The sequence below is a fragment of the Enterobacter sp. ECC-249 genome, assembly GCF_043965265.1.
Taxonomy (GTDB): Bacteria; Pseudomonadota; Gammaproteobacteria; order Enterobacterales; family Enterobacteriaceae; genus Enterobacter; species Enterobacter quasiroggenkampii.
The window spans coordinates 4,477,318-4,502,724 of record NZ_CP143660.1 but is presented as its reverse complement, the minus strand read 5'-3'; the positions used below and the strand labels follow the sequence as shown (position 1 = coordinate 4,502,724).

Annotated in this window: 21 protein-coding genes and 1 tRNA gene; 12 read left to right on the top strand and 10 right to left on the bottom strand. The window is 59.1% G+C overall.

Going from position 1 to position 25,407, the window contains the following annotated elements:
• Positions 1-1,137, top strand: coding sequence for a 23S rRNA (guanine(1835)-N(2))-methyltransferase RlmG (gene rlmG, locus V1587_RS21375; protein WP_371899728.1), 1,137 nt, complete (start codon positions 1-3; stop codon positions 1,135-1,137).
• A 165-nt stretch (positions 1,138-1,302) separates the two neighbouring features.
• Here the strand turns inward: rlmG and V1587_RS21370 are convergent, their stop codons facing one another.
• The 3 genes from V1587_RS21370 to lsrR form a co-directional block, all read right to left on the bottom strand.
• Positions 1,303-3,324 carry an FAD-dependent oxidoreductase gene (locus V1587_RS21370; RefSeq protein ID WP_371899729.1) on the bottom strand — a complete coding sequence of 674 codons (2,022 nt, stop codon included), beginning with the start codon at positions 3,322-3,324 and terminating at the stop codon, positions 1,303-1,305.
• 176 nt (positions 3,325-3,500) lie between these two features.
• Positions 3,501-5,129 (bottom strand): autoinducer-2 kinase, encoded by a 1,629-nt coding sequence (lsrK, locus tag V1587_RS21365; protein WP_371899730.1) that lies wholly within the window; start codon positions 5,127-5,129, stop codon positions 3,501-3,503.
• Between the two features lie 32 nt (positions 5,130-5,161).
• The gene (lsrR, locus tag V1587_RS21360) at positions 5,162-6,133 is read right to left on the bottom strand and encodes a transcriptional regulator LsrR (RefSeq protein ID WP_371899731.1); all 972 of its coding nucleotides are present in this window, start codon (positions 6,131-6,133) and stop codon (positions 5,162-5,164) included.
• Positions 6,134-6,348: 215 nt separating this feature from the next.
• Between lsrR and lsrA the strand changes: the two genes are divergently transcribed.
• Genes lsrA through lsrG form a run of 6 tightly spaced genes read left to right on the top strand, consistent with a single transcriptional unit; the run spans position 6,349 to position 12,034 of the window.
• Entirely contained in the window at positions 6,349-7,836 is a 1,488-nt protein-coding gene (lsrA, locus tag V1587_RS21355; protein ID WP_371899753.1) for an autoinducer 2 ABC transporter ATP-binding protein LsrA, read from the top strand.
• The gene (lsrC, locus tag V1587_RS21350; RefSeq protein WP_371899732.1) at positions 7,833-8,864 is read left to right on the top strand and encodes an autoinducer 2 ABC transporter permease LsrC; all 1,032 of its coding nucleotides are present in this window, start codon (positions 7,833-7,835) and stop codon (positions 8,862-8,864) included. Before lsrA ends, lsrC begins: the two co-directional genes overlap by 4 nt.
• Positions 8,865-9,842, top strand: coding sequence for an autoinducer 2 ABC transporter permease LsrD (gene lsrD / locus V1587_RS21345; protein ID WP_371899733.1), 978 nt, complete (start codon positions 8,865-8,867; stop codon positions 9,840-9,842).
• A gap of 1 nt (position 9,843) precedes the next feature.
• Complete coding sequence (gene lsrB / locus V1587_RS21340) at positions 9,844-10,845, top strand: autoinducer 2 ABC transporter substrate-binding protein LsrB (RefSeq protein WP_371899734.1); 1,002 nt, start codon at positions 9,844-9,846, stop codon at positions 10,843-10,845.
• An 11-nt stretch (positions 10,846-10,856) separates the two neighbouring features.
• On the top strand, positions 10,857-11,744 hold the full coding sequence (lsrF, locus tag V1587_RS21335; protein WP_032650317.1) for a 3-hydroxy-5-phosphonooxypentane-2,4-dione thiolase: 888 nt from the start codon (positions 10,857-10,859) through the stop codon (positions 11,742-11,744).
• Positions 11,741-12,034: a (4S)-4-hydroxy-5-phosphonooxypentane-2,3-dione isomerase gene (lsrG, locus tag V1587_RS21330; protein WP_371899735.1), complete on the top strand. Its 294-nt coding sequence runs from the start codon at positions 11,741-11,743 to the stop codon at positions 12,032-12,034. Before lsrF ends, lsrG begins: the two co-directional genes overlap by 4 nt.
• Positions 12,035-12,236: 202 nt before the next feature.
• On the opposite strand, the gene V1587_RS21325 is transcribed toward lsrG, so the two are convergent.
• A complete protein-coding gene (locus V1587_RS21325; protein ID WP_371899736.1) occupies positions 12,237-13,085 on the bottom strand; it encodes a dihydrodipicolinate synthase family protein in 849 nt (282 codons plus the stop codon).
• Positions 13,086-13,097: 12 nt separating this feature from the next.
• A complete protein-coding gene (locus V1587_RS21320; protein ID WP_371899737.1) occupies positions 13,098-13,784 on the bottom strand; it encodes a B3/4 domain-containing protein in 687 nt (228 codons plus the stop codon).
• A 42-nt stretch (positions 13,785-13,826) separates the two neighbouring features.
• On the opposite strand from V1587_RS21320, the gene V1587_RS21315 reads away from it, so the two are divergent.
• Positions 13,827-14,429: a helix-turn-helix domain-containing protein gene (locus V1587_RS21315; protein WP_371899738.1), complete on the top strand. Its 603-nt coding sequence runs from the start codon at positions 13,827-13,829 to the stop codon at positions 14,427-14,429.
• Between the two features lie 85 nt (positions 14,430-14,514).
• On the opposite strand, the gene ygjG is transcribed toward V1587_RS21315, so the two are convergent.
• Positions 14,515-15,894 carry a putrescine aminotransferase gene (gene ygjG / locus V1587_RS21310; protein ID WP_032660397.1) on the bottom strand — a complete coding sequence of 460 codons (1,380 nt, stop codon included), beginning with the start codon at positions 15,892-15,894 and terminating at the stop codon, positions 14,515-14,517.
• A gap of 435 nt (positions 15,895-16,329) precedes the next feature.
• Between ygjG and V1587_RS21305 the strand changes: the two genes are divergently transcribed.
• Both V1587_RS21305 and V1587_RS21300 read left to right on the top strand, forming a co-directional pair.
• Positions 16,330-17,850, top strand: a complete 1,521-nt coding sequence (locus V1587_RS21305) for a methyl-accepting chemotaxis protein (RefSeq protein WP_371899739.1) — start codon at positions 16,330-16,332, stop codon at positions 17,848-17,850.
• A gap of 335 nt (positions 17,851-18,185) precedes the next feature.
• On the top strand, positions 18,186-19,745 hold the full coding sequence (locus tag V1587_RS21300) for a methyl-accepting chemotaxis protein (RefSeq protein ID WP_371899740.1): 1,560 nt from the start codon (positions 18,186-18,188) through the stop codon (positions 19,743-19,745).
• Here V1587_RS21300 and V1587_RS21295 read toward each other — a convergent pair.
• The gene (locus V1587_RS21295; protein WP_116342146.1) at positions 19,742-20,236 is read right to left on the bottom strand and encodes a PadR family transcriptional regulator; all 495 of its coding nucleotides are present in this window, start codon (positions 20,234-20,236) and stop codon (positions 19,742-19,744) included. The genes V1587_RS21300 and V1587_RS21295 overlap by 4 nt on opposite strands.
• A gap of 147 nt (positions 20,237-20,383) precedes the next feature.
• On the opposite strand from V1587_RS21295, the gene V1587_RS21290 reads away from it, so the two are divergent.
• Positions 20,384-21,148 (top strand): siderophore-interacting protein, encoded by a 765-nt coding sequence (locus tag V1587_RS21290; RefSeq protein WP_371899741.1) that lies wholly within the window; start codon positions 20,384-20,386, stop codon positions 21,146-21,148.
• Here V1587_RS21290 and V1587_RS21285 read toward each other — a convergent pair whose 3' ends face one another.
• Positions 21,149-22,318, bottom strand: coding sequence for a DNA repair protein (locus V1587_RS21285; RefSeq protein ID WP_371899742.1), 1,170 nt, complete (start codon positions 22,316-22,318; stop codon positions 21,149-21,151). It lies immediately after the preceding gene.
• 320 nt (positions 22,319-22,638) lie between these two features.
• Positions 22,639-22,714 (bottom strand) — tRNA-Ile (locus V1587_RS21280).
• 124 nt (positions 22,715-22,838) lie between these two features.
• On the opposite strand from V1587_RS21280, the gene mug reads away from it, so the two are divergent.
• On the top strand, positions 22,839-23,345 hold the full coding sequence (gene mug, locus V1587_RS21275; protein WP_008503183.1) for a G/U mismatch-specific DNA glycosylase: 507 nt from the start codon (positions 22,839-22,841) through the stop codon (positions 23,343-23,345).
• Between the two features lie 96 nt (positions 23,346-23,441).
• On the opposite strand, the gene rpoD is transcribed toward mug, so the two are convergent.
• Positions 23,442-25,289, bottom strand: a complete 1,848-nt coding sequence (gene rpoD / locus V1587_RS21270) for an RNA polymerase sigma factor RpoD (protein ID WP_032642138.1) — start codon at positions 25,287-25,289, stop codon at positions 23,442-23,444.
• Between the last annotated feature and the right edge of the window lie 118 nt (positions 25,290-25,407).

Below are 25,407 nucleotides of genomic sequence, written 5' to 3'. Positions count from 1 at the left end.
ATGAGCCACTTAGACAACGGTTTCCGTTCACTCAACCTTAAACGTTTCCCGGAAACGGACGACGTTAACCCGCTTCAGGCGTGGGAAGCGGCGGATGAATATCTGCTGCAGCAGTTGGATGACACTGAAATCCGCGGCCCGGTTTTGATCCTGAATGACGCGTTTGGCGCTCTGGGCTGCGCCCTGGCAGAACACGCGCCTTACAGCATCGGCGATTCCTACTTAAGCGAGCTGGCGACGCGTGAAAACCTTCGCCATAACGACATCGAAGAGTCCAGCGTGAAGTTCCTCGACAGCACCGCGGACTACCCTCAGGCGCCGGGAGTGGTGCTGATCAAAGTGCCAAAAACCATGGCGTTGCTGGAGCAGCAGCTGCGCGCGCTGCGTAAGGTCGTCACGCCTGAAACGCGCATTATCGCGGGTGCCAAAGCGCGCGATATTCACACTTCAACGCTGGAGCTGTTCGAGAAAGTTCTCGGCCCGACCACCACCACGCTGGCGTGGAAAAAAGCGCGCCTGATCAACTGTACCTTCAGCGCGCCGGAGCTGGCCGACGCGCCAGAGACCCTGAGCTGGAAGCTGGAAGGGACCGACTGGACCATCCACAACCACGCGAACGTCTTCTCACGTACCGGTCTGGATATCGGCGCGCGCTTCTTTATGGAACATCTGCCGGAAAATCTGGAAGGTGAGATTGTCGATCTGGGCTGCGGTAACGGCGTGATTGGCCTGACGCTGCTGGCGAAGAACCCGGAAGCCAGCGTGGTGTTCAGCGACGAGTCGCCGATGGCGGTGGCCTCCAGCCGTCTGAACGTGGAAACCAACATGCCGGACGCGCTGGACCGCTGCGAGTTTATGATCAACAACGCGCTGTCGGGGGTAGAGCCTTTCCGCTTCAACGCCGTGTTCTGCAACCCGCCGTTCCACCAGAAGCACGCCCTGACGGATAACGTCGCGTGGGAAATGTTCCACCACGCGCGCCGCTGCCTGAAGATCAACGGCGAGCTGTACATCGTGGCCAACCGACACCTGGACTACTTCCACAAGCTGAAGAAGATTTTCGGCAACTGCGTCACCATTGCGACGAACAATAAATTTGTGGTGCTGAAGTCGGTGAAGCTGGGGCGTCGTCGTTAAGATTGGGTATGTGCGGCCTGATGCCCTCACCCCAACCCTCTCCCACAGGGAGAGGGCGCAAACACTAAAAACGGCAACTGGGTTGCCGTTTTGCTTTTACCCTGGCCGCCCGGCAATGCCCTGGTTTTGTAGGCTCGGTAAGCGAAGCGCCACCGGGCGATGCCGTTAAATACTCAGCGCCAGCTTTGTCCCCTGCGCAATCGCCCGCCGCGCGTCCAGCTCCAACGCCACGTCGCACCCGCCAATCAGATGCACCGTTTTACCGGCCTCGCGCAGCGGATCCGCCAGATCGCGCTTTGGCTCCTGCCCGGCGCATAAAATCACATGATCCACGCGTAGCAGCTGCGGTTCGCCGCCGATCGTGACGTGCAGACCCTCGTCGTCGATCTTCTCGTAGCTTACCGCCGGGATCATTTTCACCCCACGCGAGAGCAGGGTAGCGCGGTGGATCCAGCCGGTGGTTTTGCCAAGCCCTTCGCCCGGCTTGCTGGCTTTACGCTGCAGCATCACGATCTGGCGCGGGCTTTTTGGCAGCTGCGGCCCTTCGGGGCGCAGGCCACCGGACTGGCTGAGGCTGGTATCAATGCCCCATTCGACGCAAAACTCGGCAATGTTCTGGCTGGTCGCCTCGCCCGGCTGGCTCAAATACATGGCGGTATCAAAGCCGATCCCGCCGCAGCCGATAATCGCCACCTTCTCGCCAACCGGTACTTTGTCACGCAGCACGTCGAGATAGCTCAGCACTTTTGGATGATCGATACCCTTGATCGCAGGCGTGCGCGGTACGATCCCGCTCGCCAGGATCGTCTCATCGAAATCAGTCAGATCCGCCGCGTGGACAAACTGGTTAAGCCGCAGCTCGACGCCCGTCAGCTCGATCATCCGGCGGTAGTAGCGCAGCGTTTCGTAGAACTCCTCTTTGCCGGGGATCTGTTTGGCGATATTAAACTGCCCGCCAATCTCCCCGAGCGCATCAAACAGCGTCACGCTGTGCCCGCGCGAGGCGGCATTCACCGCAAACGCCAGCCCTGCCGGGCCTGCGCCCACCACGGCCAGGCGTTTTTTCTTGACCGCCGGAACGACCGGCATTTTGGTTTCGTGGCAGGCGCGCGGGTTGACGAGGCAGGAGGTGACCTTGCCGACGAAGATCTGATCCAGGCAGGCCTGGTTACAGCCGATGCAGGTGTTGATCTCATCCGCACGGCCGCTTTGCGCTTTGGACAGCAGTTCGGCATCGGCGAGGAACGGACGCGCCATCGACACCATATCGGCATCGCCGCGTGAAATCACATCGTCCGCCACCTGCGGATCGTTAATGCGGTTGGTGGTGACCAGCGGAACAGACACTTTGCCCTTCAGCCTGCGCGTCACCCAGCTGAACGCCGCGCGCGGCACCGGCGTGGCGATGGTCGGAATGCGTGCCTCGTGCCAGCCGATGCCGGTATTGATAATCGTGGCACCTGCGGCTTCAATCGCCTGCGCGAGCTGCACGGTTTCGTCGAACGTGCCGCCTCCCTCTACCAGGTCGAGCATCGACAGGCGGAAGACGATAATAAAGTCCGCGCCCGCACGTTCGCGCACGGCGCGCACGACTTCTACGGCGAAGCGCATCCGGCGGGTATAGTCGCCGCCCCATTCATCGTCGCGCTGGTTGGTGCGGGCGGCGAGAAACTCGTTGATCAGATAGCCTTCTGAGCCCATCACCTCTACGCCGTCGTAGCCCGCCTCACGCGCCAGCGCCGCGCAGCGGGCAAAGTCGTCGATCAGCGCCAGGATCTCGTCGTGGGTGAGGGCGTGAGGTGTAAAACGGTTAATCGGCGCCTGAAGGGCCGACGGCGCGACCAGGTTCGGCTGATAGCTGTAGCGACCCGTGTGCAGAATCTGCAGGGCGATTTTACCGCCCTCGCGGTGTACCGCGTCGGTCACAATGCGGTGGTGCGGCAGCTGTGACGCATCGTTTAGCACCGCGCCGCCCTCCATTCCCACGCCGGAAGGGGCTGGGGCCACGCCGCCGGTGACAATCAGCGCCACCCCGTGGCGGGCGCGCTCGGCATAGAAGGCTGCCAGACGCTCGGCCCCGTCCGGATGCTCCTCCAGCCCGGTGTGCATCGAGCCCATCAACACGCGGTTTTTGAGTGTGGTGAACCCCAGATCGAGGGGGGCGAATAACGACGGGTAGCGGCTCATAGTCTCTTCCAGTGTAAAATTATTGTTATGTGGTCGGATGAGTTACTAATTTAGCCAGCGGCAGCAGAAAGGTAAAAGCGGGATCGAATGATTGTGATAGATCTCAAAGAACTTCCCCCTCACCCTAACCCTCTCCCCGGAGGGGAGAGGGGACTGGCCGGTGCGGTCTTAAAGAATCAGCTCGATCTGGTTTTTTCCCTCTCCCCTATGGGGAGAGGGGCAGGGTGAGGGGTGTGGGTTTTTACTAACCCCGGAGCCTGCCACATTGACGTCGTCAGCCCGCTGTCCACCAGCCCGAGCTGGTCCGCATATACCGCCTGCCATTTCTGCATCATGCCGTCGTACAGCTCGCGGTGCTGCGGGTTCGGCGTGAACTCGCGGCTCCACTTCACCAGCCGCTCGCCCGTCGAGGCCATATCGGCAAGCAGCCCCGCGCCAGCGCCTGCCGCAATCGCGCAGCCCAGCGCCGTGGCCTCTTTCACTTCCGGCACGCGCACCGGCAGCCCGGTAACGTCGCTTAAAATTTGACTCCACAGCGCCCCTTTCGCGCCCCCGCCCGCAAAGACCAGGCTTTCAAACGTCACGCCCGAAAAGTGGGAGATCTGCGCCAGGTTGCAGGCCGAGACGATCGCCGCGTTCTCCTCCAGGGCGCGGAACAGCGTCGCTTTATTGCACTTTTCCGGGTCGATGGAGAGGTTAATAAACGACGGCGCGGCGTGGTACCACTGCTTAAAATGCATGGCGTCAGAGAAGATTGGCATCACTCCGTGGGAGCCCGCCGGCACCCTGCTGGCCATCTCTTCCAGCAGAGAATAGGTGTCCATTCCCATCCGCTCGGCAATCAGCTTTTCCTCTGCGCAGAAGGCGTCGCGGAACCAGCGCATGGTCAGCCCGGTAAAGAAGCTGATCGACTCCGCCTGCGCCATGCCGGGAATCACGTGCGGGTTCACGCGGATGTTCATCTCGGGGTCGGTGCGCACCTGCGGCAGGTTGACCACCTGCTGCCAGAAGGTGCCGCCCAGCACCGCCGTCTGCCCGGCGCGAACCACGCCCAGCCCCAGACAGCCCAGCTGCACGTCGCCGCCGCCCATGACGACCGGCGTGCCTTCGCGCAGGCCGCTCTGCTGCGCGGCCTCTCTGGTGATAGCGCCCAGCACGGTGCCGGTCTCTTTCACCGGGGAGAGGATATCGGCGCGCAGTCCGGCCATGTCGAGCAGCGCCGGACGCCAGTCGCGGGAGAAGAGATCCAGCATGCCGGTGGTACCCGCGTTAGACGGGTCGACCGCCAGCTCGCCGGAGAGCTTCGCCGCCAGCCAGTCGCTGATCATGGTGATAGTCGCGGCCCTGCGGTAGATATCCGGACGATGGTGCGCCAGCCACAGCAGGCGCGGCATGGCGCTCAGCGCCAGCGTCTGGCCGGAGACCTCATACACTTCGGATTCAAAACGGTCGTCGTGGATCTCTTTGAGTTCGGCCACCTCGCGGCTGGCGCGGGCGTCGACGTTGGCGCAGGCCCAGATGGCCTCGCCGTTGCGGTCATACAGTACGATCCCTTCGCGCATCGAGCAGCAGGCAACGGACTGAATATCCGCCGCGCTCAGGCGTGCACGCTCCAGCGCCTGATGAATGCACCGGCAGGCCAGCTGCCAGTTGGTGTCGAGGTCAAACTCCATCGACCCCGGCACGTTCTCGACGCTCAGGTGCTTCCACTCGGCCTGGCCGACGGCAATCTGGTTGCCCTGTAAATCAAAAATCACGGCGCGAACGCTGCCGGTCCCTGCATCTAACGCTAAAAGGTAACTCATGAGCTTGCCTCGCTGTTAGCGCAGGGCGACTCTTATTCGGCCAGAGCCAGCACCGCGCGGGCTGTCGTCTCTTCCGTCACCAGGCCATTGATACGGCGACCCTTCAGTGCGGCATAAATCGCATCGGCTTTCTCTTCCCCTCCGGCCACGCCAACGATGGTGGGCAGCTGCGCCAGCTCATCAAGCGAGACGCCGAGTAGTTCTCTATGGATCTCCAGCTCCTCGACGCACTCCCCTTCGGCATTGAGGAAATAACCGAGAATATCGCCGACCGCCCCTTTGCGGGCGTACATCAGCTGTTCACCTTCGCTGATGTAGCCGGAGCGCAGGATCGTTGCATCACGGCGCTGGTTCACTGAACCAATGCCAACCACCGCCACGTCGGCGGCGGTGGCCGCGAGGATCACGTCCCGCACGCTGGTTTCGCGTTTTAAGATCCCGGCGACTTCTGCGGATGACACGCGAAGCGGGGCGGGGATCATGCTGACGCTGCAGGCCGCGTCCAGCTGGCCGATACCGGTCATGTACGGCCCGACGCCGCCGGAGAGCGTCACCAGGCGGATCTGCTGTGAGCTGATAAAGCCGCTCAGGTGCTGCAGGCTGCTCATGGTGGTTTCACCAAACCCCACAGCCAGCAGCTGGCCGGGCTCCAGCACGCCCATCAGCGACTGCGCTGCGCCAATGCCCAGCCGCACGTTCATCGGCGGCGTATTCAGGGCGGGCATCACGCGCACCAGCTTCAGGCTAAAGCGCTGCTGTAGCTCGGTCTCCAGCGCCAGGCAGCCCTCGTAGCGGGAGTTGATCTGTACTCGGATCACCCCAGACTGACGGCCTTTTTCCAGCAGGCGAGAAATCTTCAAACGCGGCAGCCCGAGCCGCTCGCCGATGTCGTTCTGGGTTAATCCGTCGTGGTAGTAGCACCAGGCCACGCGCGCCACCAGCTCCTCTTCCGCCAGCGCCAGCCCGGCAAACCGTCCTTCTTCCGCAGTGCGTTTATCGCTCATAATTGAACTCTTATAAAAATTTAGATCATATGTTCGTGATGGCGCGAAGGGAAAATGTGAGCCACGCGACAAAACGGATCATTTCGATCGTTTCTGGTTTATCTGAATCTCAATCGATAAAACTGTGATCCCTGCACGGTTGTAAATATAGTTCACAGTCTACGCTTTTGAACATTATTAAATCTAAAAATCATTTGTTCAATATCGGAGCGATGATGACCTCACTTCTCGACGCGCGGAATATCAGCAAGCAGTTCTCAGGCGTGCCGGTTCTAAAAGGCATTGATTTCACGCTGCTTGCGGGCCAGGTGCACGCGCTGATGGGCGGAAACGGCGCGGGAAAATCGACGCTGATGAAGATCATCGCCGGGGTCGAGACGCCGGACAGCGGTGAACTTTCCGTCGAGGGGCAGTCATATGCGCGGCTCACGCCCGTGCAGGCGCACAGGTTAGGCATTTACCTGGTGCCGCAGGAGCCGCTGCTGTTCCCCAACCTGACGGTGCGGGAAAACATCCTGTTCCGCCTGCCGCGCGAACGCGATCGGGAAAAGCGGCTGGCGGAGAAACTTGAGCAGCTGCAGTGCCAGCTGAACCTCGACGCCGCCGCCAGCACCCTGGAAGTGGCGGATCAGCAGATGGTGGAGATCCTGCGGGGCCTGATGCGCAACGCCAGGATCCTGATCCTCGACGAACCCACGGCCTCCCTCACGCCGGGTGAAACCGAGCGGCTGTTTCGCCAGATCCGCGCCCTGCAGGCGCTTGGCGTCGGGATTGTTTTTATCTCGCACAAGCTGCCGGAAATTCGCGTGCTTTCGAGCCACGTCTCGGTGATGCGCGACGGCGCGGTGGTGCTGAGCGGTGAAACCGCGCAGTTCGACGACAGCGCCCTGATCGCCGCCATGACGCCGGTAAGCCGGGAGAAATCTCTGAGCGATACGCAAAAGCTGTGGCTGGCGCTGCCGGGCAACCGTCGCACCCAGCCGCAGGATTTCCCGGTGCTGCGGGTGGACGATCTCACCGGGGAAGGGTTTATCGATCTCAGCCTTGAGATCTACGCCGGAGAGATCGTTGGCCTGGCGGGGCTGGTGGGATCCGGACGTACCGAGTTTGCCGAAACGCTCTACGGCCTGCGGCCGGTACGTGGAGGCCGCATCTGGCTGGAGAATCAGGAGATCGCCGGCGATCCGGTAAGTTCACGCCTGGAAAAAGGGCTAGTCTACCTGCCGGAAGACAGGCAGGTGTCCGGCCTGTTCCTCGACGCGCCGATCCGCTGGAACACCGTAGCGCTCAACGAGCCGTCGATTTGGCAGCAGCGCAAGCGGGAGTCGGCGGTGGTGGAGCGCTATCACCGGGCGCTGGGGATCAAGCTCAATGATGCGGATCAAACCGTGCGCACGCTCTCCGGCGGTAACCAGCAGAAGGTGCTGCTGGCGCGCTGCCTGGAGGCCAACCCTTTACTGCTGATCGTCGATGAACCGACGCGCGGCGTGGACGTCTCGGCGCGCGCAGATATCTACCAGCTCATCAAAAGCGTGGCGGCGCAGAACGTGGCGGTGCTGATGATCTCAAGCGATCTTGATGAGTTTCCGGGCCTCGCGGACCGGGTGCTGGTGATGCATCAGGGCGTGCTCAGCGGCGAACTGCCGCGCCACGCCGTCAGCCTCGACAGAATGATGGCGCTGGCGTTCGGAGGGCAATCATGAAGACCTTACTCAAAAACCGCGAGCTGAGCGCGTTTCTCGCCATTCTGGCGCTGTTCGCCGTGCTGGTGGTGCTGAACCCGTCCTACTTCAGCCTGCAAACTCTGGGGATGATTTTCGCCAGCTCGCAGATCCTGATCCTGCTGGCTATCGGCGCGGCGCTGGTGATGCTGACCCGCAATATCGACGTGTCCGTCGGCTCTGTCGTCGGGCTGTCCGCTATTGCCGTCGGCGTGGCGCTGAACGGCGGCTACAACCTGCCGGTTTCCATTCTCTTCGCGCTGTCGACTGGCGCGCTGGCCGGGGCGTTCAACGGGTTTCTGGTGGTGGGGCTGCGCATCCCGGCGATCGTCGCCACCCTTGGCACGCTGGGGCTGTACCGCGGGGCGATGCTGCTCTGGACGGGCGGTAAGTGGATTGAGGGGCTGCCGCCGGGGCTGAAATCCCTCTCTGAGCCTGCCGCCGTCGGCGTATCGCCGCTCGGTATGATGGTGTTGATGATCGTGCTTATCGGCGCGTGGACGCTTTCGCGCACCGCGTTCGGACGTGATTTTTACGCCGTGGGCGATAACCTCGCCGCGGCGCGCCAGCTGGGCGTGGCGGTGAACCGCACCCGCATGATCGCCTTTACCCTCAACGGCGTGCTGGCGGCCTGCGCCGGGATCGTCTTTGCCGCGCAGATTGGCTTTGTGCCCAACCAGACCGGCAGCGGGCTGGAGATGAAGGCCATCGCCGCCTGCGTCCTCGGCGGCATTTCGCTGCTGGGCGGCACGGGCACGCTGATCGGCGCGCTGCTCGGCGCGTTCTTCCTCACCCAAATCGACACCGTGCTGGTGCTGTTCAGGCTTCCAGCCTGGTGGAATGACTTTATCGCCGGGCTGGTGCTGCTGGGCGTGCTGGTGCTCGACGGGCGCCTGCGCCAGGCGCTGGCGCGCCATCAGCGGGGGCTGAAGTATGGTCGCTTCCAGCCGGGTAACAAAGGGGGAAAGCACGTCACCCCGTTTCCTAAACGCAAAAAAGAGGTGGCGTAAATGAGGCTTAACTGGGAAAGCGCGCTGCTCATTTTGCTGGTGCTGGAGATCCTGCTCTTCGGCGCCATCAACCCGCGCATGCTCGACATCAACATGCTGCTGTTCAGCACCAGCGACTTCATCTGCATCGGCATTGTGGCGTTGCCGCTCACGCTGGTCATCATCAGCGGCGGGATCGACATCTCCCTCGGCTCAACCATCGGACTGTGCGCCATCGCGCTGGGCGTGATGATGCAGGCGGGGTGGCCGATGGCGGTCGCCGTTCCGTTGACGCTGCTGCTCGGACTGCTGTGCGGGCTGGTAAACGCGGCGCTGATCCACTACACCGGCATTAGCCCGCTGGTGATTACCCTCGGCACGCTCTACCTCTACGGCGGCGGCGCGCTGCTGCTCTCCGGCATGGCGGGGGCCACGGGCTACGAAGGCATCGGCGGCTTTCCGGACAGCTTTACCGCCTTCGCTAACCTCACGGTGTTGGGTCTGCCGATCCCATTGGTCTTGTTCGCGGCTATCACCGTCTTCTTCTGGCTGATTACCCACCGCGGGCGCTTTGGCCGTCATCTGTTTTTAATCGGCCAGAATCCTCGCGCGGCGCGCTATGCGGCGCTGTCGGTGAACGGCATGCCTTACGCGCTGTACGGCCTGGTGGGTATAGCCTCGGCGATTGCCGCGCTGGTGATGGTCTCCTATTTTGGCTCCGCGCGTTCGGATCTGGGGCGGGATTTACTGATGCCCGCGCTCACCGCCGCCGTGCTCGGCGGGGCCAATATCTACGGCGGCTCAGGTTCGGTTGTCGGCACGGCGCTGGCGGCGCTGCTGGTGGGGTATCTGCAGCAGGGTTTACAGATGGTCGGCATCCCCAATCAGGTGTCGAGCGCGCTGTCAGGGGCGCTGCTGGTTGTGGTGGTGATGGGACGTTCGCTAAGTCTGCACCGCGAGTGGGTGCGATCTCTCTTCAGAAAACTATCCGGAGCGTAAGATGAAAACAAAACTGCTCGTCCTGGCAATGGCCCTCAGCTTCGCTTCGGCGCAGGCGGCGGACCGCATTGCCTTTATCCCGAAGCTGGTGGGCGTCGGCTTCTTCACCAGCGGCGGCAACGGCGCGAAAGAGGCGGGGAAAGATCTTGGCGTGGACGTCACCTACGACGGTCCGACCGAGCCGAGCGTCTCCGGCCAGGTGCAGCTCATCAATAACTTCGTCAACCAGGGCTATAACGCCATCATCGTCTCCGCCGTGTCGCCGGACGGGTTGTGTCCGGCGCTTAAGCGCGCGATGCAGCGCGGCGTTAAGGTTCTGACCTGGGACTCCGACACCAAACCGGAGTGCCGCAGCATCTACATCAACCAGGGGACGCCGGAACAGCTGGGCGGCCTGCTGGTGGAGATGGCGGGCAAGCAGGTCACCAAACCGAATGCCAAAGTGGCGTTCTTCTACTCAAGCCCCACCGTCACCGACCAGAACCAGTGGGTGAAAGAGGCGAAGGCCAAAATCGAGAAAGATCATCCCCAGTGGCAGATCGTAACGACCCAGTTTGGCTATAACGACGCCACCAAATCGTTGCAAACCGCCGAGGGGATCTTAAAAGCGTATCCGGATCTGGATGCGATCGTTGCCCCGGACGCCAACGCGCTGCCGGCCGCGGCGCAGGCGGCGGAAAACCTGAAGCGGGAAGGGGTGGCGATTGTCGGCTTCAGCACGCCGAACGTGATGCGCCCGTACGTTGAGCGCGGCACGGTGAAGGCCTTTGGCCTCTGGGACGTGGTGCAACAGGGCAAAATTGCGGTCAATGTCGCCGATCGTTTGCTGAAAAAAGGCGATCTTAACGTCGGCGACAGCGTGGACGTAAAAAACATCGGGGCGCTGAAGGTCGAGCCGAACAGCGTGCAGGGCTACCAGTATGAGGCGAAGGGCAACGGCATCGTGCTGCTGCCGGAGCGGGTGGTGTTCACCAAAGAGAACATCAGCAAATACGATTTCTGACGGGGGAGCAAATGGCTGATTTAGACGACATCAAAGACGGCAAGGATTTTGGCATCGGCACGCCGCAGGTCAACGTGCCGTTCACGCTGAAGGGCTGCGGCTCGCTGGACTGGGGCATGCAGTCCCGCCTGGCACGCATCTTCAACCCGCAGAGCAACCGCACGGTGATGCTGGCCTTCGATCACGGCTATTTTCAGGGGCCGACCACCGGCCTTGAGCGTATCGATCTCTCTATCGCGCCGCTGTTTGGCGAAACCGACGTGCTGATGTGTACCCGCGGCATCCTCAGGAGCCAGGTGCCAGCTGCGACCAATAAACCGGTCGTGCTGCGCGCCTCCGGCGGTAATTCAATTCTGGGGGAGCTGTCGAACGAGTGCGTGGCGGTGGCGATGGAGGACGCGCTGCGCCTGAACGTCTGCGCCGTGGCGGCGCAGGTGTACATCGGCAGCGAGTTTGAGCACCAGTCGATCAACAACATCATCAAGCTGGTGGACGCGGGCGCGCGCTACGGCATGCCGACGCTGGCGGTGACGGGCGTGGGGAAAGAGATGGCGCGCGACGCGCGCTATTTCTCGCTCGCCAGCCGCATCGCCGCCGAAATGGGGGCGCAGTTCGTCAAAACCTACTACGTGGACGAGGGCTTTGAAAAAGTGACCGCCAGCTGCCCGGTGCCGATTGTCATCGCCGGGGGCAAAAAGCTGCCTGAGCACGAGGCGCTGGAGATGTGCTGGCGTGCGATTGACCAGGGCGCGTCAGGCGTGGATATGGGGCGCAACATTTTCCAGTCCAGCGCGCCGCTCGCCATGCTGAAGGCGGTGAAGAAAGTGGTTCATGAGAACTGGAATGCCCGCGATGCGTTCCAGTTCTGGCAGGAAGAGAAACAGGGAGAAGCAAAATGAACGTGACGCTGGTTGAAATCAACATTAAGCCCGAGCGGGTGGACGAGTTTCTGGAAGTGTTTCGTGCCAACCACGAGGGGGCAATCAAGGAGCCGGGGAACCTGCGCTTTGACGTATTGCAGGACCCGCGCGTGAAAACCCGCTTCTTTATCTACGAGGCCTATAAAGACGAGGAGGCGGTGCTGGCACACAAGCAAACCCCGCACTATCTGGCGTGCGTGAATAAGCTTGAGGAATTGATGTCGGAGCCGCGCAAGAAACGCAGTTTTGTTGGGTTGTTGCCGGAGTAACGGATTTGCCCGGTGGCGCTGCGCTTACCGGGCCTACGGGGGCGGGATGGTGCGGTGTTTGCCCGGTGGCGCTGCGCTTACCGGGCCTACGGGTACGGGATGGTGCGGTGTTTGCCCGGTGGCGCTAACGCTTACCGGGCCTACGGTGACGAGGCTGTTTTGATTTTGTAGGCCGGGTAAGCGCAGCGCCACCCGGCGTTGTTCAGGCCAGCGCCAGATCCGCAAGTATCACAGCAAGCGCTTCACGCGGTTCACCCTGAACCGCCTGCAACGGGAACGGCAACGCAGGTGCAGCCACTTTTCCCATCATCTCTGCCGCCGCCGCGATAACCCGTAAGCTGCCGTAGCGACGGAACAATTCCCACAGCGGCTCCAGCCGCTCGGATTGTGCCGTCTCTTTCGAACGCGCAATCGCCAGCGCTGTTTGCGGGAACAACCCGCCGAGCACCGAGTACCAGACGTCAAACCCGGCCTGCAGGGCTGAGGCCGCTCGCCAGTCGCCAGCGATCCCCAGCGTGACTGTATCAGGAAGACGGGCGCGTACCAGCGACAAGTCCTCCGGCACGCGACCAAGCTTAATGGATCCCACATTCGGCAGGGCCGCGACGGTAAATAACAATTCATCGCTAAACGCAAACCCGGTGGTGGCCGGATTATCGTAAATGCACAACGGTACGGAGAGCTGTCGGCTTACCACTTCATAAAGATTAAACACTTCCTCTTCCGTTAATCGCTGGTACGACACGGGTGCCAACAGCACGCCGGAGACACCTGCCGATTGCGCGTTGTCAGCCAGACGCAGTATATCGTCCAGCCGGAGCGCGCCAATGCTGACGATGACCGGAATGTCATCAGCATGCGCCACCGCGCAGCGTGCTATCCGACCGCGCTCTTCTACGGTCAGATAGGTATAGCTTCCCGTTGAGCCGAGAATGCCCAGAGAATCCACGCCAGCGTCGACCACAGGGCGCAGAAGATTGATGAAGGATTGCTCGTCAAACGTCCCCTCTTTCAGGGGGGTTAACGGAAAAGCGCTTAATCCGTGAAACATCGTGTTGTCCTCTTACAGCGTCAGCATCTGAACCTGAGCCGTGGCCCCTGGCATCAGCCGCTGCAGGTTGTTGACCAGCTCTTCTCCTGCCTCTTCCAGCGCCGCAAGCGGCATTGACGGCAGGCTTTCAAGAATAAACCACATAGATTGCGCCTGGCTATCGAGGCGCGTACGCACCCCCTGTCGCCAGTTCCAGCGGCGGCAGGTGACGCCGAGGTCGTCGCGCCAGATAACCTCGCCAGCATCCGGGTATTCCACCACCGGCTGGCCCTCTTTCAGGATATCGAAGGGTTCATGTCCTTCGGCCAGCGTCAGACGCGGCGCGCCCGAGTACGCCGCGAGATTTTCCCCTCCCACCGGAATGGCGTAGCGAATGCTCACCGCGTTATAGATATCCACGACCGGATCCAGCGACGGCAGCGAACCGTCTTTCAGTACCCGCTTGCGCAGGGCCGCAGCGGAACAGGGTGTGCGTTTCGGTTTCGCGCCGAAGGCTTTAAACACCTCATCCCAGTCTGAAAGGTGTACATCAGCCCATGGTAAATCATCATTCAACATCTGCTGGCAGGCCTGCGCCAGCGCTGCGGGGGCCACCTCCGGGTGGGTAATCGGCGCAGCTTCAACCAGAATGCTCAGCGCCTGAAAGCCCGGGGCAATCCCGGCAAGACGCGAATCTATTGACGGCGTAACGAGAGACATAAATAATCCTGTATTGACTGTTTTATACCATGGTAGTGACCAATGACTGATAAAGTCAATATAATGACTGATTCGGGTGCCGATGTTGCCCAGGTAAGCCTGGCCGTGGCGAACCGCCTCCGCAACTGGCGTAAAGAGAAAAAGCTTTCGCTGGACGAGCTGTCCCGCCGCGCCAGCGTCAGCAAAGGGATGCTGGTGGAGATCGAAAAGGGCGCAGCCAATCCCAGTATCGCCATCTTGTGCAAGCTGGCCGCCGCGCTCGGCATCTCCGTAGCGGATATCGTCAACGTCTCCAGCGATCCGCTGGTGCATGTTATCGAAGAAGCGGCGATTCCGGTGCTGTGGCAGGGCGCACTGGGTGGACGCGCCAGACTGCTGGCGGGTACAGCGGGACCGGACATGATTGAGTTATGGCAGTGGGAGATGCAGCCGGGGGAGCGTTTTACCTCTCCGGGGCACCCGGCGGGAACCTGTGAGCTGCTGCACGTGAACGAAGGCGTTTTAACGCTGACGGTGGAGGAGACGGTGACGAAGGTAAACCAGGGGGCATCGGCGGTGGCGAAAACGGAAGCGGCGCACGGCTACGCCAATGAAGGCGATACCGTGCTTCGCTTCACCATGACGGTGGCGGAGTTTCACCGATAAAAAGCAGCCCGGTGGCGCTACGCTTACCGGGCCTACATATGTACTATTTTGTAGGCCGGGTAAGCGTAGCGCCACCCGGCGTTGATTACGCCTCTTCCACGCTCACCCGCAGCGCTGCCAGCGCTTTACGCGCCGCTTTCAGCACTTGCTCACACTGCTCAATCGTCAGCGTCAGCGGCGGTTCAATGCGGATGGTTTTCGAGTTGTTGAGCGTTCCAGCCACCAGCACCCGCTGGCGGAACATCTCGCTCGCGAAGCTGTAGCCGGTTTCGTTATCGACAAACTCAATCGCCATCAGCATCCCTTTCCCACGCGCGTCCTGCACCAGGTCCGGATACTCCCGGCCTAGCTGACGGAAGCCGTCCAGCAGCATGTCGCCTTTCTGCTCCGCCTGCGCGGGCAGGTTTTGCTCCAGCAGCACGTTGATGGTCGCCAGCGCGGCCGCACAGGCCAGCGGATTACCGCCAAAGGTGGTTGTATGCAGGAACGGATTGTCGAACAGCACCGAGAAGACCTCCTCGGTGGCCACCGTTGCGCCAATTGGCATCACGCCGCCGCCGAGCGCCTTCGCCAGGCACAGGATGTCCGGCTGCACGTTCTCGTGCTCGCAGGCAAACATCTTGCCGGTGCGCCCCATCCCGGTCTGGACTTCGTCGAGGATCAGCAGAGCGCCAAACTCATCGCACAGCTGACGCACGGCGGGCAGATAGCCCTGTGGAGGGAGGATCACGCCGCCTTCACCCTGAATCGGCTCCAGGATCACCGCCGCCACGTCATCGCCGGTTTTACGGCATTCACTCAGCACGGTGCGCATGGCGTTGATGTCGCCAAACGGCACGTGGCGGAAGCCCGGCAGCAGCGGCATAAACGGTTTGCGGAAGGTGGATTTGGCGGTAGCAGACAGTGCGCCCAGTGATTTCCCGTGGAACGCGCCGCTGGTGGCGATAAACGTGAATTTCCCGCGCGGCGACTGGTACGCTTTGGCGAGTTTAATCGCCGCTTCGACCGACTCCGTGCCGCTGTTGCTAAAGAAGCTGTACTTCAGTTTGCCGGGCGTTAAGGCCGCCAGCGTTTTCGCGAGCATGGCGCGAAGCGGGTCGAGCAGTTCCTGGCTATGGAGAGGTTGTTTCGCAAGTTGATTCTGTACGGCGGAAACCACAACTGGATTACGGTGCCCCACGTTGAAGATACCAAAACCACCAAGGCAATCGATAAACTCCTGTCCCTGGGTGTCGACAAGCGTGTTAAGACTCCCCGCTTGCCACTCTACGGCTCCGTAATCCCCGCCGGCGGTAACAGATTTGCGATACTCCAGAAACCCTGGATTGACGTGCTCTTTAAAGTAATCGATGACCTCTCGGTTAAGTTGTTTCATCTCCTCATGATCGAGCGTTCGCTTCTCAATGAGATTCAGTGCGTGCGCGGTACAGGCAAGAGCCGAGGCGCTGGAAGGTAACCTGTTCAAAATGTGCTCCCGGGGATCGCGTATCACATGATACTGATTTAAGTATTGCAGGGATTACGCCACTTCAGATGCCTTAACGAAAATCGGGATAAACGCCAGGTTAAAATAATGTTGCGCAATATTTAATCATGCCGATAGAAGCCAAACGGGATTTAGCGGTACGGGGTAGAGAGTAAAAAGAAAGGGGGAAGAGCGCCGCTGCACTAAAGAAGTGCATACGCTGCGACTTAAGCGGGCATTAACGGGTCATGCTTTGTGGGTAATTTCTCTGCGAAAGTATTTGAAATCAATGGATTAAAAAATCGTACAAAAAGTATGGTTTAAGTCAAATCTGCGATCTTCATCAAGTTTAACAACTAAAGATAAATTGTTTACCGCCGAAAAAACAATGACCCACAAAATTAACATTCAAATAACCTGCAAGGGATGCACGCCATGTCCTCTCCAACCTATGTCACCCAGAATGAATATCCTCTGGACGATGACACCACCTTAATGTCTACCACAGACGTCCACAGCTATATCACCCACGCCAACGACACCTTTGTGCAGGTGAGCGGCTATCAGCTCGATGAGCTGACGGGCCAGCCGCACAATATGGTGCGCCACCCCGATATGCCAAAAGCCGCGTTTGCCGATATGTGGTACACGCTGCAGCAGGGCGAGCCGTGGAGCGGGATTGTCAAAAACCGGCGCAAAAACGGCGACCATTACTGGGTGCGTGCCAATGCGGTGCCGATGGTGCGCCGCGGGCAGGTGACGGGCTATATGTCGATTCGCACCAGAGCCGCGGCGGAGGAGATTGCCGCCGTGGAGCCGCTCTATCGGGCGCTGAACGACGGGCGCTGTAAAAAACGTATCCATAAAGGGCTGGTGGTCGGAAAGGGCTGGCTGGGCAAACTGCCGGCCATGCCGCTGCGCTGGCGCGTGCGCAGCGTGATGGCGGCGCTTTTTGCCGTTCTCGCCGCCACGCTGGTCGCGACCTCCGCCGGGTGGGCGCCGCTCGCCGCTACCGCGGTGGTGATGCTGCTGGGTACGCTGCTGTTTGAACAGCAGATTGTCCGCCCGATAGAGAATGTGGCGCGACAGGCGCTGAAGGTCGCCACCGGCGAGCGCAACAGCGTGCAGCACCTTAACCGCAGCGATGAGCTGGGGCTCACGCTGCGCGCGGTTGGGCAGCTTGGCCTGATGTGCCGCTGGTTGATCAATGATGTGTCGAGCCAGGTGGTGAGCGTCCGTGACGGCAGCGACAGGCTGGCGCAGGGGAATGAAGATCTCAACGATCGTACGCGTCAGACCGTCGCGAACGTGCAGCAGACCGTCGCGACAATGAACCAGATGGCCGCGTCCGTTCAGAGTAACTCCGAAACCGCCGCCGAGGTGGACAAACTCTCCGTGGCCGCGAGCAGCGCGGCGACGAAAGGAGGCAACGCGATGCAGACCGTCGTTAAAACGATGGATGACATTGCCGACAGCACGCAGCGAATTGGCTCAATTACCTCCCTGATAAACGATATCGCTTTCCAGACCAATATTCTGGCGCTGAATGCGGCTGTTGAAGCGGCAAGGGCAGGCGAGCAGGGCAAAGGGTTTGCCGTGGTCGCGGGCGAAGTCCGCCATCTCGCCAGCCGCAGCGCCAGTGCGGCTAACGATATTCGTAAACTCATCGATGCAAGCGCCAGCAAGGTGCAGTCCGGCTCTGAGCAGGTTCACGCAGCGGGCCGTACGATGGATGATATCGTTGTGCAGGTGAAAAACGTGACGCAGCTTATCGCCCAGATCAGCCACGCGACGACCGAGCAGGCAACCGGACTGTCAGAGTTGACGCGCGCGGTTGCCGAACTCGACAGCATCACGCAAAAAAATGCCGACCTGGTCGAAGAGAGCGCCCACATTTCTGCCATGGTGAAGCATCGCGCTGGACGCCTTAAGGATGCGGTGACAGTGCTCCATTGAGTCATAATGTTCCTGAAAAGCCGTTTATTTCGTAAGGAATAAGCGGCGTTTTATTTTTCTGATGTGAGTATTAATGTATTTTATTGTTAAGTTAATATTAAATAACTAAAGAAAGTTCCTCAGTTATTTATCCCTGCCTAAGTCAATTATCCAGAATGCTATTTTGAAAAACACCCATCTGGTGGTCTGGTAACGATCGATGAAGCAATATTAATAGCCTATACCTATCCATTGTGACGGTTATGAAATAAAAAAACGATCAAACTCATAAAGTTAGCAAAATCGTTACCGATAACAGCGATCGTCTGAGAAATAATCACATCGATGGAGAAAATATGTTCTTACATGACGTAAAGATCGGCACGAAATTATTTCTGGCGTTTGGGTTCTTTATTGTCCTGATGGCGATCAGCGCGAGCCTGTCTCTGCTGAGTCTCAACCGGGCTAATAACGGGATGCAATCCATTATTACCAGTGATTATCCGACCACGGTAAAAGCGAACCAGTTAATCGATAACTTCCAGGAATTTATTAGCACTCAACAGCTGATGCTGCTGGACGAGCAGGGCACCTACACGGGGCAATCTCAGCAGCGCCTCAAAGAGATCAGCGAGCACATCACGGTGATCCTGGGCGAGCTGAACAACGCCTTGCAGGATCAAAAGTCTCAGCAGGTGCTTGCTGAGATCCGCAGCGTGCGCCAGCAGTATCTGGACTCGCGCTACCGCATTTTGCAGGCGGTGCAGAACAACAATCGTGCGGGCGCCATTCAGGAAATGATGACCACCACCCTCGCCGTGCAGCAGGCTTATAAAGCGAAGGTGAAGGAGCTGATTACCATTCAAAACAGCGAGATGCAGAGTGCAGGAGCGCAGGTGGAAGGAGATTTCAGGTCTAACCGCCTGCTGCTGATCCTGCTCACGCTCTTTAGCATCGGGGCAGGCAGCCTGATCGGCTGGTTTATCGTGCGCGCTATCACTCGTCCGCTCGGCGAGGCGGTGAATTTTGCTAAAGCCATTTCAGAGGGCGATCTGACGGGCAGCATCACGCCGCACGGCAAAGACGAAACGGGTCTGCTGCTGCATGCGCTGATGGAGATGAAGACGCGACTGCTGGACATTGTGCAGCAGGTGCAAACCGGCTCGGAGAATATCTCCAGCGCGGCCGCGCAGATTGTTGCCGGAAACCAGGATCTGGCGGCGCGCACGGAAGAGCAGGCAAGTTCTGTCGAACAGACCGCCGCCTCGATGGAGCAGATCACCGCGACGGTGAAAAATACCGCCTCGCATACCGGGGAAGCCACCAACCTCTCGGCGGATGCCGCCACGGTGGTCAAAAACAACGGTGAGATGATGAAGCAGGTGACCAGTAAAATGCGCCTGATTAACGAAACATCGAACCGGATGTCCGACATTATCGACCTGATCGACGCCATTGCCTTCCAGACCAACATTCTGGCGCTGAACGCGGCGGTGGAAGCGGCGCGCGCCGGCGAACACGGCCGCGGCTTTGCGGTGGTGGCCGGTGAGGTGCGCCAGCTTGCCCAGAAGAGCGCGTCGTCTGCCAGCGAAATCCGCGAGCTGATTGAAAGCTCAACCAGCCAGACCCAGGACGGGATGAACCTGGTTGAAAAAGCGAGTGGGCTGATCAACGGGATGGTCGGTAACGTGGAGGAGATGGACGTGATTCTGCGGGAAATCCGCCAGGCCAGCCACGAGCAGACGGAAGGTATCTCGCAGATTAACAGCGCGATTGGCCTGATTGACGCCACCACCCAGCAGAACTCCGCGCTGGTGGAGGAGTCCGTCGCGGCGGCGGCATCGCTTAACGAACAGGCGATGCACCTGAAAGAGCTGGTACGCGTCTTCCGCGTGAGCGAGCACGCACCGGCTTAGTCTAGCTGGGAGATCTCGAGCGCCGCGCGGTCAATGACGCCGATAATCTGCTTAAGCTGCGCGTCGCTGAGCTCTCCCTGATTTACCTTCAGGTCTAACACCGCCTTGAAGTTATCCAGCGCCCGCTTCATCTGCGGGTTTTTGCGCAGCTGAAAACCGACGGAACGCGCTTTGATACGCACCTGGATCTGTTCCAGCTGTTCCCGGTTTTCGTCCAGCCAGCGTTGCCCTTCAGCGGTAATCGCAATCTTCTTCCGACCGCTCTCTTCTTCCGTAATGGTGATAAAGGTCTGATCCTGAAGATAATCCAGGGTTGGATAGATCACTCCGGGACTCGGAGTGTAATTTCCCTGGGTCAGATTCTCGATCTCTTTGATCAGCTCGTAGCCGTGGCTCGCGCTGCGGGTCAGGATATCCAGAATCACCAGCCGCAGATCGCCGTGGCCGAAAAAGCGCGGTCGACGCCCGCCGCCATCGTGTTCATGTCGCATAATATGCCCTTTAATTTGATATATCTAAACTATATCTAAGATATATTCAGATGCAATCTAAAAGATCTTGCATTTTTCCTTATTAGTAATCATTATCATTTGAAAATTGATTTAGATATATCGTATTCATCAGAGAAGGGGCTACAAATGGCATCTACCCGTTACCCACAGCGTGTTCGTAATGACCTGCGTTTTCGCGAGCTGACGGTGCTCCGCGTTGAGCGCGCCAGCGCGGGTTTCCAGCGCATTGTGCTAGGCGGCGAGGCGCTGGAGGGCTTTAGCTCCCGCGGTTTCGACGACCATACCAAAGTCTTTTTCCCGGCACCCGGGACGATGTTTACGCCGCCGGTGGTCACCGATGAAGGCATTGAATGGGGCGACGGCGTACGTCCTCAGGCGCGCGACTATACGCCAATTTACGACGAGGCAAATCATGAACTGGTACTCGATTTCTTCATTCATGACGGCGGCATAGCCAGCGGATGGGCGCTACAGGCGAAGGTAGGCGATAAGCTGACCATCGGCGGCCCGCGCGGTTCGCTGGTGGTGCCGGAGGATTACGCCTGGCAGCTGTACGTGTGCGACGAGTCCGGCATGCCCGCGCTGCGTCGACGCTTAGAGGGTATTACTAAGTTGCCGGTTCGCCCGGAGGTTCATGCGGTAGTGACGGTTGGGGATGAATCGTATAAGGACTATCTGGCGCACCTGAGCGAGTTCAACATCACCTGGGTTGTGGGCCACAGCGAGCAGGCGGTAGCGGACCATCTGGCGGCGCTGACCGTTCCGGGGGAAGACTACTTCATCTGGCTGACCGGGGAAGGGAAGGTGGTGAAGACGCTGAGCCGTCAGTTTGAAACCGACGCGATTGATTCTCAACTTGTGCGTGCCAGCGCATACTGGCACGCCAAATAATCAGGCGGCGGAATCCAGCTGCGCTTCGTTCACCTGATGTTCGAGCGAGGCGCGGACCTCGTGCAGCGCTTTCTCCTGCTGAGCGAAGTACGCTTCCATATTGTTGAGCGACGAGACCAGCAGCCAGGATTCCTCTTTCTCCAGTTCTGCCAGCTCGTTCACTAAGATGTCGATCTGCTCGCGCACCTGCGCCATTTTCTTGCGGATACGTTCCAGATCGTTCAACCTGTCGCTTGCCATCAGCGGCTCAAAGCCCTGCTGCAGGCGGGCCACCAGTGAGCGAATGGTTTTAACGTCACCACGCTGCTTCGCCTGGTTGAGCTGCACCATCATCGCGTTAGCTTCCTCTTTCAGATCGTCTGCAACCAGGTCCGGGTGGCAGAGCTTGCTCGCCTGACGCCAGAGACGCTTGAGCTCGTTCCGATCCTCTTCCGAAAGATCTCTGCCCTTGCGCAGCCGCACTTCGGCATCGTGATGCTGCTCGCGATACTTCTCGTACTCTTCGTTAGCGTCGTCGCGCGCCTGACGCGCAGGCTCCTCTTCCCGCGTTAAGCCGCTCTCCAGCTCCAGCGCTTCGGCCAGCAGGTTGGCAATCAGATTGCTTTGCTGTTCCAGATGCTTACGTGCCTCGGCGGCCTGTACGGAGTCGGCCGGGAGATCGCGCCAGCGCTGGGTGAGCGTCGCCAGCACCTCTACCGCCTGCGCCATATAGTGCTGGCAGCGACGGTAATCCTCCTCGCGACGACGCGCTTCTGCCTGCTGACGACGCAGGTTCAGCTCCGCCAGCGTTTTACGCAGGGCGAGGATCTGCTGCATCAACGGCCCGAGGCGGGAGAAATAGAGATCGTTGAACTCATCGAGCTGCTGCACCCGCGCGTTGCGGCGGTCAATCAGATCGCGCAGACGCTCTTCCAGCGCCTTTAGCTCCAGCTTGCTGGCGGCCACCTGCGGATCGCGCCATTGGGTCACGGCGCGCTGGCCCTGCAGCCAGGCGGTAATTGCCGCCATCGCAGAGGTGTAGTTCTTCTCCTCAAGCGCCACGACGATTGCCTGTAGCTCATCGTCAAACGCTTCATTTTTCAGGCGTGTCAGCTGGCTCTGGATGATGTCGTCATCTTCCAGTTCAATGGCATTTTTAATGATTTCTAGCCGTTTGATCGGTGTGCTCATGATGCCTTTCGCTTTGGCGCTTAAGTATTTGAGTTAAGGTTAGTTGTTGTAAAAGCTACAGGAAATAATACACACGGATGATGATCGGCGCGATGGGGGATTTCTTTAGTTTTGCAGTTTGTGAGGGTGAGCGGCAAGCCGGGCTACGTGTCATTGATTCCGTATGTGCTTGCATAGGGTGCAGTAAAAATCAGAGGCGAGATACAGCCTGGCGGATGCCTGGGGAAAAGTCAGGAGACAACAAGGAGTCACTGGTCATTCACCCAACAAAAAAACCACTCAATCGAGTGGCTTAATTATATGATTCTAAAACTAAAATTTGGTGGCCCCTGCTGGACTTGAACCAGCGACCAAGCGATTATGAGTCGCCTGCTCTAACCACTGAGCTAAGGGGCCGTGGCGGTGAATTATAAAGTAACTCCCCGCAGCAATCCAGCCATTCGCACCTGCCTGCTGTTTTTATAAACAACGCATAATCAATCCTTTATACTTCCATAACGATGTATCAGCGGGAGTAAAGATGATCAACGATATTTTGGCCCCTGGCCTGCGGGTGGTGTTCTGCGGAATCAACCCGGGTAAGTCCTCGGCGCACACCGGTTTTCACTTCGCCCATCCCGGGAATCGCTTCTGGAAGGTGATCTATCAGGCCGGATTTACCGACAGGTTGCTCAAGCCCGAAGAGGAGCAGCACCTGCTGGACACGCGCTGCGGCATAACCATGCTGGTCGAGCGGCCGACGGTGCAGGCAAGCGAGGTCAACCTGCATGAACTGCGCAGCGGCGGGCGGGAGCTGGTCAAGAAGATTGAAGACTACCAGCCGGCCGCGCTGGCGATCCTCGGCAAGCAGGCCTACGAGCAGGCGTTTAGCCAGCGCGGGGCTAAGTGGGGTAAGCAAAGCATCATGATTGGCGTTACGCAGGTGTGGGTGTTGCCGAACCCGAGCGGGCTCAACAGGGCGACGCTGGATAAGCTGGTAGAGGCGTACCGGGAGCTGGATGAGGCGCTGATGGTGCGGGGGCTTTAATCCTCTGCGGCCTGATGCCCTAGCCCTCTCCCACAGGGAGAGGGAATAAACAAAAAAAAAGCTCCCGATTGGGAGCTTTTTCACGGTCAGGACCGGTTAGTCGTCCAGGAAGCTACGCAGCACTTCAGAGCGGCTTGGATGACGCAGCTTACGCAGCGCCTTCGCTTCGATCTGACGGATACGTTCGCGGGTAACGTCGAACTGTTTACCCACTTCTTCCAGCGTGTGGTCGGTGTTCATATCGATACCGAAACGCATACGCAGGACTTTCGCTTCACGAGCGGTCAGGCCAGCCAGAACGTCGTGTGTCGCGGCACGCAGGCTCTCGGTGGTGGCAGAGTCCAGCGGCAGCTCGAGGGTGGTATCCTCGATGAAATCGCCCAGATGCGAATCTTCATCATCACCGATTGGTGTTTCCATGGAGATTGGCTCTTTGGCAATCTTCAGCACTTTACGGATCTTGTCTTCCGGCATCAGCATGCGCTCGGCCAGCTCTTCCGGCGTCGGCTCGCGGCCCATCTCCTGCAGCATCTGGCGGGAGATACGGTTGAGCTTGTTGATGGTCTCAATCATATGCACCGGAATACGGATGGTGCGCGCCTGATCCGCGATAGAGCGGGTGATAGCCTGACGGATCCACCAGGTTGCGTAGGTGGAGAACTTGTAACCACGACGGTATTCAAACTTATCTACCGCTTTCATCAGACCGATGTTGCCTTCCTGAATCAGATCCAGGAACTGCAGACCGCGGTTGGTGTATTTCTTGGCGATAGAGATAACCAGACGCAAGTTCGCTTCAACCATCTCTTTCTTCGCGCGGCGGGCTTTCGCTTCACCGATGGACATACGACGGTTGATGTCTTTAACCTGCTCGATGGTCAGGCCGGTCTCTTCTTCAATCTGCTGCAGCTTCTGCAGACCGCGATGCACATCGTCCTTCACGTCGTGCAGTTTTTCAGACCACGGCTTGTTCATCGCGATAGCCGCGTTGAACCAGGTTTCGCTGGTTTCGTTGCCAGTGAAGAGGGTGATGAAGTTCTTCTTCGGCATTTTGCACTGCTCAACGCATAGCTTCATGATGATGCGTTCCTGGGTACGTACGCGATCCATCATCACGCGCATGCTGTTCACCAGGTAGTCGAACTGTTTTGGCACCAGGCGGAACTGTTTGAATACTTCAGACAGCTTCAGGATCTCTTCCTGAGCGGCGGCATGGCTGCGGCCTTTCGCTTTGATGGTGTCACGCGTTACTTCGTACTGGGTACGCAGCTCGGCAAACTTCTCGCGCGCCAGCTCCGGGTCGATGCTGTTGTCATCGTCCGCGGTGTCGTCGTCGCTCTCTTCCTCATCTTCGTCTTCGTCATCATCCATCTCTTCCTGAGACAGTTCAGAGCCGACGTGAGTGGCGGTAGGCGCCATATCTTCTTCAGCGTTCGGGTCGACAAAACCGGTGATCAGGTCAGACAGGCGCGCTTCTTCCGCTTCAACGCGATCGTACTGCTCCAGCAGATAGGTGATCGCTTCAGGGTACTCGGCAACAGAGCACTGAACCTGGTTGATCCCGTCTTCGATGCGTTTTGCGATGTCAATTTCGCCTTCGCGGGTCAACAGTTCAACGGTACCCATTTCGCGCATGTACATGCGGACCGGGTCAGTGGTACGCCCGATTTCAGATTCCACGCTGGACAGTACCTGTGCAGCAGCTTCTTCCGCATCTTCGTCAGTGTTGTTGGAGGTTTCAGCCAGCAACAGATCATCGGCATCCGGTGCTTCTTCCATCACCTGAATGCCCATGTCATTGATCATTTGGATGATATCTTCGATTTGATCTGAATCGACGATATCTTCCGGCAGATGGTCATTGACCTCGGCATAGGTCAGATAGCCTTGCTCCTTACCACGTTGGACAAGAAGTTTCAGCTGTGACTGCGGGTTTTGCTCCATAAGACGGTATCCACACTTAATTCGTTTGATTGGTGTCGGCGATGGGGCTGCCAACCTTTAAAGCGAGGGCGTACTTATATTTTTGCCGCTGCCTCTCAGTGCGGCTGCCGGGGGCTTC